A 14,027-nucleotide genomic window follows, 5' to 3' on the forward strand; every position below is an offset into this window, starting at 1 on the left:
ATGGAAATAAACCGTACGACAATTGAAAATAAGACGCTACAACCATTAAAACAGCCGAAAGCTATCTCAGAACATGAAATTCAGAAAGAACGAAAGCGAAGTTATTTAGTTTTTACTGGACAGTCCAAAATCATTATGAAAAATAGTGAAATAGGAATTTTGCTCGCAAGTTTAGGTGATGGAAAAATTGTGAAAGACATGCTTTCTAAAGAGATGGATACAGTGTTGCAACTCTTTAAAAAGTTGCATACGTTATCTGACGAAGGAAGGCAAACAGAAAAAATATATGAACAAGTAATTAGAAGCCTGCAAGGGCTTGTAAAGCAGGCATATATAAAAGAACTTCCCTTATTAGATGGAACGTATGATTTCGCTGAAGTACAACTATCATTTGGTAGAAAAGTGCATATTCCGTTACTAGATGTAAGTGCACTTATTTCTAGAGTGGAAAGTGATTCTTCAGAAGGAAATATAAATTTAATGGTAACGGTTATTACTGCTTATATGACGAAATTGTCAAATGAAACGGTTTTAATTAGCGGCATGGATCGCATGACTAAAGAACGAGATGTAAGTGTATGGAGAGCGCTCGCGGAAATGAATATGGCACAATTATCTCAGGCGTTGAAACACACAATGCAAGAACATAAATGGTCTATGACGTTTCTTTTTCTCTTTGTATGGGTTGTTTGTATTATTTTAATTCAAGTTATATAAGAAAATGAACGGAACTCCAAATTATGGACACAAAAAAATCCCTGTGATTCGGGGTTATTTTAAACCGATTAATCCGTATCAATTATTACTATTAGTTAGTTTTTTTGAATTGGATTCTACAATTTCTCGTTATGAATTTAGCAAAAAGATATAAAAAAAATCANNTGATTTTTTTTATATCTTTTCGTAGAAGAATGTATCAAATCGCTGAAGATTGTAGCGTTCAGGTGTTAAAATTTGTTCTGTACTACCAACAAATAGTACGCCACCTTTTCGTAAGGAACGGCTAAATTTTTCATATAGTTTTACTCTTGCTTCTTCTGTAAAGTAAATCATTACATTACGACAAATAATTAGATCGTAATTTGTATCAAATGACTGCATGAGTAAGTCGTGTTGTTTAAATGTAACGTTTTGCTTAATGTTTTGGTGTAATGTATACATGTCGTTCTCTTTTGTAAAATAGCGCTCTTTCAAATCGGTAGGTAATTCTTTTAAAGAACGCTCTGCATATTGACCACGTTTTGCTGTTTCTAATATATGAAAATCAAGATCCGTTGCTTGTATTTCATAGCGAAATGGAGCTAGATGTTTCGATAAAATTAAAGAGAGTGTGTATGGCTCTTCACCGGCAGCGCAAGCGGCACTCCATATTTTTAGTTTTCCATTATTTTGTTCAAGTAATTTTGGTAGCGCTTTCGTTTCTAGCGTTTGCCAGCGTTCTTTATTTCTGAAAAACTCTGAAACGTTAATGGTAATATAGTCAATAAAACTTAAAAATAAAGTTTGATCGGCACGTAAATGGCTTAAAAAATTAGTGTAGTTTTCAAAGCCTTTTCTAGTAATAAAAGCATCGATTCTACGGCGCATTCTATCTTGTTTATACGAAGCGATATCCATATTGAATTGCTGTTTAAAACTAGCGATAAAATGATCATAATCTTGTTCAATTATCATATTTACAATGGGCACAATAACGATATTGTGCCTCCTCCTTTACATCATACGGATTTTTTGTTCAAAGCTTTTTTTCATCTGCTTTTCATGTAAACCTGGTAAATCATAAATAACAGCATCAATCCCTGCTTCTTTTGCAATGTCAACAGGAATGACTGATGTATGTTTGTCTCCATTATAAAAACAAAGAACTAAATCGGTATCTTCAATAACTTGTTTTACAAAAAACATATAATCTGATCGGTAAATGGAGTCGGTAGGGTAATCAAAAGCAACGTACTCGGCCCCATGTTTTTTTAAGTAATCAACGACTTCTTGAAATTCATCTGTTAATGTTTGTAATGGTTGTAGCGTGTAAAGGCATAAATTTTGAGCAAGTCTTTCGTTTTCAATGAAAAAACGAAGAACCTCATTTTCGATAGATTTATAACATAATATATAAATTTTGTGTTTGTGAGCATAGTCAGTTAAAAATTTTTTAATTTCTTCTTGATCTAATGCTGTTAATTGATTTGAACCACAAAGAAAAATATTCATAGAATTGTGCCACCTCATGCTAAATTGTAACATATCTTCTATAAAAAAATAACTGCAAAATAGTAGTGTTCAGAGTATAATTATAAATAAATGGATTTTACGATTAAGTTTAGAAAGAAATAAAAAAATAAATAGGTGATATATATGCTGCGTTCTATCTCGCATAACCCAATTTTATCGCATATACCGCCTGCTACTCAAATGCCGAAAGAAGCTAATGTCAGGACAGGACTTGCATTTTCGGATAATTTGCATGCAGATCCGAAAAAAGATAAATTGCTAGAACAAATGGAAGCGTTTGTCGATAACATTGGAGAAATTAAAGAGAAAATAGAATTAGAATTAACGCTTGATAATGTGATGGAATACAAAAATACAGTAAAATCATTTTTGAATTTTTACGTTGATAATGTACTGCAATATAAAGATGTCATGTCTCGTCACCCACGTTACGGATATTCACAGAAAATGACGATTGTGAAACAGGCGGAAATTGGATTAAATGAATTAGAAGATGTTATGAACTTAATTAATACAAAAACAGGACATTTAGAAATGCTAAATCAAATTGGAGAAATTCATGGTTTAATTGTCAATTTAGTCTTGTAAAAGGAAAGGAAGCTATATGTACATACAATTATATGAAAAGCTTGTTATTATTCAAAAAGCGTATGAAAATATTCAAACGCTAGGAGAACAAATATATGAGAATTTAAAACATAAAAATGTAACTGCAGTTCAAAAGTTGCAAGTAGAGCAATTGCAATATATTGATGGTTTAAAACAATTATCAAGCTCATTTGAAGAAATGGTTGTTCAGTTTTGTAAGGAACAGGGAGTGAAATCATTTCGCGTGAGTGCGTTATTTTCGTATTTTTCTCATGAAGAAATTGAAAAAATAGAAAAATTACAAAGAGACATAGTCGGACTAGAAGAGAATGTAAAAATGATTCTTTTGAAAAATCAATATTACTTAAACGTACTATTAAAAACTACAGAAAGTATTGTGGATTCGGTTTCTGAATACAATTTGGAGAGAAACAATAATTCGCAAATCTTTATGAACGAACTATTGTAAAGGGGAAGTGAAGCATTATGAGATTATCTGATTATAATACCCCGCTTTCAGGCATGTTAGCGGCTCAAATGGGTTTACAAACGACAAAGCAAAACTTATCTAACATTCATACTCCTGGCTATGTTCGTCAAGCGGTGAATTACGGATCTGTTGGAGCGAGCAATGGCTATACGCCCCAGCAGCGAATTGGTTACGGTGTACAAACGTTAGGTGTTGATCGTATTACTGATGAAGTGAAAACGAAACAGTTTAACGACCAATTATCTCAACTCTCCTACTATAACTATATGAATTCTACTTTATCACGTGTAGAGTCTATGGTTGGGACGACAGGGCAGAATTCATTATCTAGTTTAATGGACGGGTTCTTTAATGCTTTTCGTGAAGTTGCGAAAAATCCAGAACAGTCAAATTACTACGATACATTAATTGCTGAAACAGGAAAATTCACAAGCCAATTAAATCGTCTTGCAAAAAACTTGGATACAGTGGAAGCACAGACGACAGAAGATATTGAAGCGCATGTAAATGAATTTAATCGCCTTGCTGCTAGTTTAGCAGAAGCGAATAATAAAATTGGACAAGCAGGCACACAAGTGCCGAATCAGCTTTTAGACGAACGTGATCGCATCGTTACAGAGATGTCTAAGTATGCCAATATAGAAGTATCTTACGAAAATATGAATCCAAATATCGCGAGTGTAAGAATAAATGGTATTTTAACAGTAAATGGACAAGACACATATCCACTTCAATTAAAGAAAGAAAAAGAGCCAATGTCTGTTGAAATTTATGGTTCTAAAATCCCTTTAACTAATGGAGCAATTCAATCGGCAATAGATACGAAAGCGAAGATTGCTAGTTATAAGAAAGATCTTGAAGACTTAATGAGTTCAATGAAAAAACAAGTGAATACAGTGATGGGGAAAGATTTCTTCGCTGGAGATAATGCGAAAAATATGAAATTAAATCCAGAATTCGAAAAAGATGTTTCGAAAATGAAAATATCTGCTGAAACAGCAAACAAACTGGCAGGAATTACAGATGGAGATTATAAAGAAGGTCTTTCATATAAACAAGCATTAGACCAACTTTTAGTTGGTGTAGCATCTGATAAAAGCGCAGTGAATGCTTATCAAAATATTCATAAAGACTTATTAGACGGTATTCAACAAGAAAAGATGAGTGTCGAAGGCGTTAATATGGATGAGGAAATGGTGAATTTAATGGCCTTCCAGAAATACTTCGTAGCGAATTCTAAAGCGATTACTACGATGAATGAAGTATTTGATAGTTTGTTTTCGATTATTAGATAACATGTAATAAAAAGAAAAAAGCACTTTCTTTATGTTGGAAGAGAGTATCAGGCAGAGTGTAGAAGCGGTCAGTGCCTTTAAGTGGACAAAGCCAAGTAAGCCGAGAGATATGAGGCGGTTATAGGGGAAGTTAGTTAATTAGAAAACTATGTTTCTTCACAAACAAAATAAAAACATAAGTACTTTTTTATGGTGTAGAGAGAGGTTGGCGCAGCTATAGAAGGGAATTGACGTACATAGATGTGGTTTCTTCTTTATGCCAATTCAAATATAGATAAAGGAGAAGATAGGGATGAGAGTATCTACATTTCAAAATGCAAACTGGGCGAAGAATCAGTTAATGGATTTAAATGTACAGCAGCAATATCACCGAAATCAAGTAACTTCAGGGAAGAAAAATCTTCTTATGAGCGAAGATCCGCTAGCAGCAAGTAAATCATTTGCAATTCAACATTCGTTAGCAAATATTGAACAAATGCAGAAAGATATAGCGGATTCTAGAAATGTGCTCAGTCAAACAGAAAATACATTGCAAGGTATTGTGAAATCGTTAACGAGAGTGGATCAATTAACGATTCAAGCATTAAATGGGACGAATAGCGAAAAAGAATTAAAATCAATTGGAACGGAAATCGATCAAATTCTAAAACATGTTGTCTATTTAGCGAATACGAAAGAACAAGGACGCTACATTTTTGGTGGAGACAGTGCAGAAAAGCCACCGTTTACAGATGACGGTACATACCAAGGTGGCGAAAACGATGTAATGTGGAAGTTGAATGATGGTTATGAAATTAAAGCATTTCGTAAAGGTGATGAGCTACTAACTCCTGTTATTCAAACGTTATCCAAGATGAAAGATGCTTTACAAAGTGGTGATCAAAAAGCATTGCAACCGTTTTTAGAGGAAAATAAGAAAAACTTAGATAATGTCATCAACCGTACGACAGAAGTTGGTTCAACGATGAATACTGTAGATACGTTCAAAACAATTTTAAGCGAACAAAACTTAGCACTTCAAGAAAATCGTAAAGAAATTGAAGATGTTGATTTAGCAGCAGCTATATCAGAGTTAGCGTACATAAATGCAACATATGAAGCGACGCTGAAGGCAGTTAGTACGATGAGTAAAACGAGTATTTTAGATTATATGTAAAGGATAAGGAGTGAGGAATATGGCAGGGACAATATCTGATTATGGTGGCAGGCAGCAAATATGGAATTTAGGAAATAACATGATAGATACATCGAAGTTAGTAGATTTAGAGCTACAAGCATTGGAAATGAAAAAATCACCATTCACTACGCAAAAGCAAACATTAACAAATGAAAAAAATGTGTATGCAAGCATGAAAAAAGAGTTTGGAAACTTGATGCAAGTATTTAAAGATTTGTACGCATTTAAAGGTGACGAAAAGAAAACAGCTCTATCGAAAGACGGCTTTATGATGGCACAAGCGGATTCCACTACAATTCCTGGAACTTATACAATTACAGTAGAACGAATAGCAGAAAGGCATCAAATAAATACAGGTTCACTTACGCCATCAAAAACTCCTGAAGGTACACAAGAAGAATTTAGTTTAGATTTAAAACTTGGAGTAGATGACGTATTTCAGATAAATGGAAAAGAAGTTAAAATCTCGAAAGATATGACATATAAAGATCTTGTCAATAAAATTAATAATGGGAATTATGGTGTATCGGTATATACATTGGGAGACCAACTATTTTTCACGTCTACTACTGCCGGGGAAAGTGGGAAGTTGAAATTAACTGATGGTGCAAATGGTTTTTTACAAAAAATAGGTCTAGTAACTTCTGCGACAAATGGCGATGGAACGAATGCAATTGCACATCAAGTGACAGGAGCGGTAAATGCTGAATTCACAATAAATGGAGTTAAAGGGAAGAGTACGACAAATAAAATTGATACAATTCCAGGATTAACTATTAATTTAGAAAAGGTAACTACAGAACCAATTACATTAACTGTTGAAGATTCTGATATAAAAAATTCGATAGATTTAATCAAAAAAATGAAAGATGAGTATAATAAGGCTGTTAAAAGTTTAGATTTATTTGCTGGTGAAAATGGAGTAATGCAAGGGAATAACGTTTCATTTGCTATCAGTAATGCAATGACAAGTATTTTTAAATTTTCTCAAGATGGTAAGTATTTATCCTCTTTCGGGATTCAAATTGATAAAACGGGGAATATGACACTTGATGAAGAAAAATTAAAAATGGCTTTTAAAGAGAATCCAGAATCTACGAAACAATTTTTCTTTGGTTTCAATGGTATAGGGCATGATGCTGAGAAAAAGTTTGATGGTATATTTGGAGATGAAGGGATTATTGGGAAACGCTCAAAAAGCATTGAAAAGCAAGTAACTGATTTAGAGAGAAAAATTCAAGATATTGATACAATTAATAAGGAAAAACAAAAAACAATTATTGATAAATATGCCAAGTTAGAAAGTACATTAGCGGAATTGGATAGCCAACTAAAAACAATTCAAGCAATGACAAAAACAAAAAGTGATGATTAATGAAATCTGAGGGTGTGATTATATGCAAGCATGGCAACGTTATATGCAAAATGATATTATGACGAGTAATCCAATTAAAAATACAATATTTGTATATGAGAGATGTATCGTTGAATTTCGTAAAGTAGAAGAACTTTTACATACATTTAAACTACAAGAAGGGGACGATCTTCTTGAAAAATTAGAACGTATTTTTGAAGAATTAAAGTTGCAATTAAATCCTGAGATTACGAAAGACTTATATGATAGTCTTTACAGTTTATACGATTGGATTAGTATTCAAATTCAAACGATGAAAGTAACGCGTGAAGCGAAAGACATTGATGCAATTGTACAAGTGTTACAAGATTTAATAGACGGTTACCGCGGAGTACTGGAAAATGAACAATGATATTTATCGAGCGTTTGTCAGCTGTTTTAATCAAATCGGTGAATTGCAAGTGTCAGATGAAGAGTTTGCTGAGAAGAGTGCGATGTTAAATCGCTGGATGATGACATTGGATGAAGAAGCGCGTGCGCAAGTTGCGGCAGAGGTGAGTCCGTTAATTATTAAGGCAGCTCAGCATATTCGAGATAAGCAAAAGATTTTGGAAGAAATGATAATGGAAAATGATGGGCGGATGAAAGCTAATTCATTTTACGGTAAATATTAATTATAAAGTTTGGGAACGAAATCCCCTTGTTACAAGGGGATTCATTCTTTTGTGTAAATAAAGAGTTCCGCTGATTGAGGTGTCGCTTTATGACTGTAATGAAAAAATAGTAGCCATCTAAATAATGTGAAAATCGATTTTAATTTGTAGTTCGTATATTGAAATGTTATAGGGATTACTGTGCGTATACAGTTTTTTGTATTCTTTTTCATATTTTTGTATTTTTCTAAAGACAATAATGAAAAAATGGAATAAAATATGTAAGGGTACTTAATAGGTAATATTTTAATAAATACATATAGGAAATTAAATAATGAAGTGAAACTTCCATCAGTGGATCATTATGTTCGAAATAGCAAGGGAGAAAAGGAAGGGTGTGGAATATGCCGGATTTAGTGAGCGATGTAAGTCACTATATGAATTACTTAGTGACGAAACGAAATGCGGTTTCTAGTAATATTGCAAATGCGAATACACCTGGCTATAAAGCACAAGATGTAACATTTGCTGAGCAGATGAATAAGAGTAGTGCATTATATAAAAACAATGCTGCAGATTTAAAAGGTAATCCAGATTTATACCAAACGAGTGAAATGCACTTACCGACAGTAAATACGAAAAATACATACGCAAAGATTCAAACGAAGTCAATGCAAACGAATAAAGATGGAAATAGTGTGGATGTAACGACAGAAATGCTAGATTTAATGAAAGCAAACCAATTATATGGTATTTCAATTAACGCGATTAATACACAATATGCAATTAACCAGGCAGCACGTGGGCGTTAAAAGTAGAAGGAGAGACAACGATGTTTCAGGCAATTAATGCAAGTGGCTCAGGGCTAACGACAGCGAGAAAGTGGATGGAAGTTACTTCTAACAATATTGTAAATGCGAATACAACAGCAGCTCCAGGGGCAGATTTGTATGAGCGCCGTAGTGTAGTACTTGAATCTAATAATAGTTTTGCGAATATGTTAGATGGGGCTCCTGCTAACGGAGTGAAAATAAAAAGTATTGAAGCAGACAAAACGGAAAACTTAGTGTATGACCCGACGCATCCGCATGCAAATGAAGAAGGGTATGTACGTTATCCGAATATTGATGTGACTGCTGAAATGACGAACGTAATGGTTGCTCAAAAAATGTATGAAGCAAATACAAGTGTATTAAATGCGAATAAAAAAATGCTCGATAAAGATTTAGAAATCGGCCGAGGATAAGGGGGAATGGGAATATGAAAATCCAACCAATGTTAAATACACAGCCGTTTGGAGCGATTCAGTCAATTGGTGCACCGAAAACTTCGCAAACATCTGCAGCTCCGGGAACAAAGTTTATTGATTTATTGGAAGATATGAATCAAACGCAAAACAATGCCCAAATAGCGGTATATGATTTATTAACAAAAGGGGTAGGGGAAACCCATGACGTTTTAATTCAGCAAAAGAAAGCTGAATCCCAAATGAAAACGGCAGCTCTCGTACGTGATAATCTAATAGAAAATTATAAGTCACTAATTAATATGCAAATTTAGGAAAATGGACGGGTGTGTTTAAATGGAAAAGATAAAAAATGTTTTCCAATCGTTAAAAACGTGGCATAAGTTAGTGATTGGTGCTGCGCTTTTAGCGATTGTAACAGGAGCACTTTTATACTTCACCTTGCCAGATAAATATGTTGTTGTATATCAAAATTTAAATGATACAGATAAGCAAGAGATTACAGCAGAATTATCGAAGCTAGGTGTCGAGTACCAATTAGCAGCCGATGGTTCGATTCGTGTGCAAAAGAATGATGCTCCATGGGTTCGAAAAGAAATGAATGGAATGGGCTTACCGTTTAATTCTAAAAGCGGTGAGGAAATTTTATTAGAAAGCTCGCTCGGTTCAAGTGAGCAAGATAAAAAAATGAAGCAAATTGTCGGCACGAAAAAGCAATTGGAGCAAGATATTGTACGAAACTTTGCAACAGTTGAAACGGCAAATGTTCAAATTACATTACCTGAAAAAGAAACGATTTTTGATGAGGAAAAAGCAAAAGGGACGGCAGCGATTACTGTTGGTGTGAAACGTGGACAATTATTAACAGCTGATCAAGTTGCTGGTATACAGCAAATGATTAGTGCGGCAGTACCTGGCGTAAAAGCAGAAGAAGTAAGCGTTATTGATAGCAAAAAAGGTATTATCTCAAAAGGAGCAGATGAAGCACATTCTAATAGTTCCTCTTCTTATGAAAAAGAAGTAGAGATGCAGCATCAAATTGAAGGTAAATTAAAGCAAGATATTGATGCAACATTAATGACGATGTTTAAGCCAAATGAATATAAAGTGAATACGAAAGTGTCTGTAAACTACGATGAGGTTACACGTCAGTCAGAAAAATATGGTGATAAAGGTGTACTTCGTAGTAAACAAGAGCAAGAGGAAAGCTCTACTGCACAAGAAGGGGCAGATACGAAGCAAGATGCTGGTATTACAGCGAACGGTGAAGTGCCAAACTACGGTACGAACAATAATCAAAATGGTAAAATCGTCTACGATAATAAAAATGGAAACAAAACTGAAAACTATGAAATAGATAAAACGGTTGAAACGATTAAGAAACATCCAGAATTAACGAAAACAAATGTTGTTGTATGGGTAGATAATGATACGTTAGTAAAACGAAGAATTGATATGACAACTTTCAAAGAAGCGATCGGCACAGCAGCTGGGCTTCAAGCTGATCCGAATGGCAACTTTACGAACGGACAAGTTAACGTTGTAACAGTTCAATTTGATCAACCGAAAGAAGAGAAACAGAAAGAACCAGAAGAAAGTGGTATGAACTGGTGGTTAATTGGCGGAATTACAGGTGGATTGTTAGCGCTTGCTGGTCTAGTATGGTTCTTCTTAGCGAGAAGTAAGAGAAAGAAAGAAGAAGAGGAATATGAAGAATACTTAGCAGAAGATGAAGTTGCTGCAAGTAATGAAAGCATTTTGGAAATTCCTGAAGAAAAAATAATACCAGAACCAAAAGTAAAAACTGAACCAGAAGAATCGAAAGAGCCAACGTTAGATGAACAAGTGCAGGATGCTACGAGAGAGCATGTAGAAGGTACTGCAAAAGTCATTAAAAAATGGTTAAACGGACAGTAGGGGAGGAACAACGATGTTAGATGAAATCTCCTCCAAAGAAAAAGCTGCCATTCTCATTCGTACATTAGATGAAGAGGTGGCAGCAAAAGTCATTGAATATATGACGGCTGAGGAAAAAGAAGTGTTACTTCGTGAAATCGCGAAGTTTCGTGTATATAAAACGGAAACGTTAGAAAATGTACTAGGGGAGTTCTTATATGAACTAAATGTAAAAGAATTGAACCTGGTGACTCCAGATAAAGAATATATTCGTCGCATATTTAAAAATATGCCAGAAGACGAGCTGGAAAAATTATTGGAAGACCTTTGGTATAACAAAGACAATCCATTTGAATTCTTAAATTCATTAACAGATTTAGAACCACTTCTTACAGTACTTAATGATGAATCACCACAAACGATTGCGATTATTGCTTCGTATATTAAGCCGCAACTTGCTTCTCAATTAATTGAGAGATTGCCAGATCATAAACGAGTAGAGACGGTAATGGGTATTGCAAAGCTAGAACAAGTAGATGGTGAATTGATTAAGCAAATCGGTGAATTATTAAAGGCGAAATTAAACAATATGGCATTTAGTGCGATTAATAAAACAGATGGCTTGAAAACAATTGTGAGCATTTTAAATAACGTTTCACGAGGTGTTGAAAAAACAGTCTTTCAAAAGTTGGATGAAGTCGATTATGCGTTATCTGAGAAAATTAAAGAGAACATGTTTGTCTTTGAGGACTTACTCGGCCTTGAAGATCTTGCACTTCGCCGTGTATTAGAAGAAATTACAGATAATGGTGTTATTGCGAAAGCACTTAAAATTGCAAAAGAAGAAATTAAAGAGAAACTATTTACATGTATGTCTTCAAACCGTAAAGAGATGATTCTAGAAGAATTAGATGGCTTAGGACCACTTAAGCTGACGGATGCTGAAAAAGCGCAGCAAACGATTACAGGTACAGTGAAAAAGCTAGAAAAAGAAGGAAGAATTATCGTTCAAAGAGGTGAAGATGATGTCCTTATTTAAAAACAGAATTCCGAAGAATTCTGTTTCTTTTTCTGAAGAAACGTATGAATTACAATTTCCAAAACCAATTCATGTTCAAGAAGAAATACAAGTAGATCATGAAGAAATTCGCGCACAGCAAGAATCGTTGCATATGGAAATGAATCAGCTAAGACAAGAACAGCAAACGTTAGAACGAGAACGTCAGCAGCTATTGCAAGATAAAGAAGAGTTTCAAATGCATATTCATGAGCAAATGGAGCAGATGGAATTAGCACGTATACAGTTTCAAAAAGAGCAACAAGAAACAGCATATGAATGGACAGAGTTATTATGGGATCAATCTTTCCAGTTAGCAGAGAAAATCGTGAATCAAGCGGTAGATTCACGATTACTAGATGTTTTGCCCATTTTAACTGGCATCGTTCAAACCTTGCCTACTTCATTTGAAAAATTAATTATAACGGTTCATCCAGAAACGTTTGAACGCATTCAAGAGGAGAAAGAAAATGCGAAAGAATATTGGCTTTTGCAATTAGTTGAATGGAAGTATGATTTCTCCTTACAGTTTGGTGAATTTATTCTGGAAGAAGAGAAAGAGTTTTTTGAATTTAAATTTGCACCTATATTTGCGAAACTTCGTCACAAATGGGAAGAAGAGAAGTTGTTTGAGGAGCAAGGTGTATGAACCGCTTGTTAATGAATGAGAATGATAAATGGAATATGTTCATTGAAACACCGCTATATACGAAAGTTGGTAAAGTTCATAGTGTACAAGAGCAGTTTTTTGTAGCAAAAGGGCCAAAAGCGAAGATCGGAGATGTTTGTCTCGTTGGAGAACATAACGTCTTATGTGAAGTGATTGCGATTGAAAAAGAAAACAATATGCTCCTGCCATTTGAGCAGACAGAAAAAGTATGTTACGGAGATTCGGTCATATTAATTGCAGAAGATGTTGTTGTACCTCGTGGTGATCATTTACTTGGAAAAGTGTTAAGTGCGAATGGTGAAGTGATAAATGAGAACGCTGAAAATATGCCATTGCAGAAAATAAAATTAGATGCCCCGCCTATTCATGCATTTGAGCGTGAAGAAATTACCGATGTATTTGAAACGGGAATAAAATCAATTGATTCTATGTTAACAATTGGTATCGGTCAAAAGATTGGTATTTTCGCTGGATCAGGCGTTGGTAAATCTACTTTACTTGGAATGATTGCGAAAAACGCAAAAGCTGATATTAACGTTATTAGTTTAGTGGGAGAACGTGGGAGAGAAGTAAAAGACTTTATTCGAAAAGAACTAGGCGAAGAAGGAATGAAAAAAAGTGTCGTTGTTGTAGCGACTTCAGATGAAAGTCATCTTATGCAACTTCGTGCCGCAAAGCTTGCAACATCTATCGCCGAATATTTTCGTGATCAAGGAAATAACGTACTACTCATGATGGATTCTGTTACCCGCTTTGCTGATGCACGTCGAAGCGTTGATATTGCAGTGAAAGAGTTACCGATTGGTGGTAAAACATTGTTAATGGAAAGCTATATGAAAAAACTGTTAGAGAGATCTGGGAAAACAAAAAAAGGGTCTATTACAGGTATATATACAGTACTCGTTGATGGAGACGATTTAAACGGCCCTGTACCAGATTTAGCGCGTGGTATTTTAGACGGTCATATTGTATTGAAACGTGAACTTGCAACGCTTAGTCATTATCCTGCTATTTCAGTGTTAGATTCAGTAAGTAGGATTATGGAAGAGGTTGTGTCGCCTAATCATTGGCAACTTGCAAATGAAATGAGAAAAATCTTATCTATTTATAAAGAAAATGAATTGTATTTTAAACTAGGAACGATTCAAGAAAATGAAGAAAATGCTTATATTTTTGAATGTAAAAATAAAGTAGAAGGTATAAATATGTTTTTAAAACAAGGTCGATCAGATAGTTACCAATTTGATGATATTGTTCAAGGGATGCACCATATAGTATAAGACCTCGTGCCCTGGAGGTCTTATTTTTTTGTTTTTTATTATTTCACAGTTTTTTTTGGAAAAAAACTATATAATAGAAAAAGAGAGCG

17 protein-coding genes are annotated in these 14,027 nt (G+C 34.4%); 15 read left to right on the top strand and 2 right to left on the bottom strand.

Going from position 1 to position 14,027, the window contains the following annotated elements; translation table 11 throughout:
- Nucleotides 1-717, top strand: a complete 717-nt coding sequence (locus COI75_RS15740) for a hypothetical protein (RefSeq protein ID WP_000405173.1) — start codon at nucleotides 1-3, stop codon at nucleotides 715-717.
- 174 nt (nucleotides 718-891) lie between these two features.
- On the opposite strand, the gene COI75_RS15745 is transcribed toward COI75_RS15740, so the two are convergent.
- Nucleotides 892-1,674, bottom strand: a complete 783-nt coding sequence (locus COI75_RS15745) for a CheR family methyltransferase (RefSeq protein ID WP_000582902.1) — start codon at nucleotides 1,672-1,674, stop codon at nucleotides 892-894.
- A gap of 39 nt (nucleotides 1,675-1,713) precedes the next feature.
- Complete coding sequence (locus tag COI75_RS15750; protein ID WP_001020103.1) at nucleotides 1,714-2,211, bottom strand: hypothetical protein; 498 nt, start codon at nucleotides 2,209-2,211, stop codon at nucleotides 1,714-1,716.
- A gap of 144 nt (nucleotides 2,212-2,355) precedes the next feature.
- Here COI75_RS15750 and COI75_RS15755 point away from each other — a divergent pair, with 144 nt between their 5' ends.
- From COI75_RS15755 to COI75_RS15825, 14 genes are all read left to right on the top strand, one after another.
- On the top strand, nucleotides 2,356-2,820 hold the full coding sequence (locus COI75_RS15755) for a YaaR family protein (RefSeq protein ID WP_000946320.1): 465 nt from the start codon (nucleotides 2,356-2,358) through the stop codon (nucleotides 2,818-2,820).
- 16 nt (nucleotides 2,821-2,836) lie between these two features.
- Nucleotides 2,837-3,289: a hypothetical protein gene (locus tag COI75_RS15760; RefSeq protein ID WP_000275901.1), complete on the top strand. Its 453-nt coding sequence runs from the start codon at nucleotides 2,837-2,839 to the stop codon at nucleotides 3,287-3,289.
- A gap of 17 nt (nucleotides 3,290-3,306) precedes the next feature.
- Entirely contained in the window at nucleotides 3,307-4,605 is a 1,299-nt protein-coding gene (gene flgK / locus COI75_RS15765) for a flagellar hook-associated protein FlgK (RefSeq protein WP_001239694.1), read from the top strand.
- Between the two features lie 292 nt (nucleotides 4,606-4,897).
- Entirely contained in the window at nucleotides 4,898-5,761 is an 864-nt protein-coding gene (locus COI75_RS15770) for a flagellar hook-associated protein 3 (protein WP_098380391.1), read from the top strand.
- 19 nt (nucleotides 5,762-5,780) lie between these two features.
- Nucleotides 5,781-7,157, top strand: a complete 1,377-nt coding sequence (locus COI75_RS15775; RefSeq protein WP_000929222.1) for a flagellar hook-associated protein 2 — start codon at nucleotides 5,781-5,783, stop codon at nucleotides 7,155-7,157.
- Between the two features lie 22 nt (nucleotides 7,158-7,179).
- Nucleotides 7,180-7,548 carry a flagellar export chaperone FliS gene (gene fliS / locus COI75_RS15780; protein WP_001149529.1) on the top strand — a complete coding sequence of 123 codons (369 nt, stop codon included), beginning with the start codon at nucleotides 7,180-7,182 and terminating at the stop codon, nucleotides 7,546-7,548.
- Complete coding sequence (locus COI75_RS15785; RefSeq protein WP_001058072.1) at nucleotides 7,538-7,810, top strand: hypothetical protein; 273 nt, start codon at nucleotides 7,538-7,540, stop codon at nucleotides 7,808-7,810. Before fliS ends, COI75_RS15785 begins: the two co-directional genes overlap by 11 nt.
- 383 nt (nucleotides 7,811-8,193) lie before the next feature.
- Complete coding sequence (gene flgB, locus COI75_RS15795) at nucleotides 8,194-8,601, top strand: flagellar basal body rod protein FlgB (protein ID WP_033657088.1); 408 nt, start codon at nucleotides 8,194-8,196, stop codon at nucleotides 8,599-8,601.
- A gap of 20 nt (nucleotides 8,602-8,621) precedes the next feature.
- Nucleotides 8,622-9,035 carry a flagellar basal body rod protein FlgC gene (gene flgC, locus COI75_RS15800; RefSeq protein ID WP_098380392.1) on the top strand — a complete coding sequence of 138 codons (414 nt, stop codon included), beginning with the start codon at nucleotides 8,622-8,624 and terminating at the stop codon, nucleotides 9,033-9,035.
- A 14-nt stretch (nucleotides 9,036-9,049) separates the two neighbouring features.
- A complete protein-coding gene (gene fliE, locus COI75_RS15805) occupies nucleotides 9,050-9,349 on the top strand; it encodes a flagellar hook-basal body complex protein FliE (RefSeq protein ID WP_098380393.1) in 300 nt (99 codons plus the stop codon).
- 22 nt (nucleotides 9,350-9,371) lie between these two features.
- Nucleotides 9,372-10,952 carry a flagellar basal-body MS-ring/collar protein FliF gene (gene fliF, locus COI75_RS15810; RefSeq protein WP_098380394.1) on the top strand — a complete coding sequence of 527 codons (1,581 nt, stop codon included), beginning with the start codon at nucleotides 9,372-9,374 and terminating at the stop codon, nucleotides 10,950-10,952.
- Between the two features lie 13 nt (nucleotides 10,953-10,965).
- The gene (fliG, locus tag COI75_RS15815; RefSeq protein ID WP_000883354.1) at nucleotides 10,966-11,970 is read left to right on the top strand and encodes a flagellar motor switch protein FliG; all 1,005 of its coding nucleotides are present in this window, start codon (nucleotides 10,966-10,968) and stop codon (nucleotides 11,968-11,970) included.
- Nucleotides 11,957-12,637, top strand: coding sequence for a FliH/SctL family protein (locus COI75_RS15820; protein WP_098380395.1), 681 nt, complete (start codon nucleotides 11,957-11,959; stop codon nucleotides 12,635-12,637). Before fliG ends, COI75_RS15820 begins: the two co-directional genes overlap by 14 nt.
- The gene (locus COI75_RS15825) at nucleotides 12,634-13,938 is read left to right on the top strand and encodes a flagellar protein export ATPase FliI (protein ID WP_001080940.1); all 1,305 of its coding nucleotides are present in this window, start codon (nucleotides 12,634-12,636) and stop codon (nucleotides 13,936-13,938) included. The genes COI75_RS15820 and COI75_RS15825 overlap by 4 nt, the downstream gene beginning before the upstream one ends.
- Nucleotides 13,939-14,027 lie beyond the last annotated feature (89 nt).

Source organism: Bacillus cereus, assembly GCF_002564555.1.
Lineage (GTDB): Bacteria > Bacillota > Bacilli > Bacillales > Bacillaceae_G > Bacillus_A > Bacillus_A cereus_K.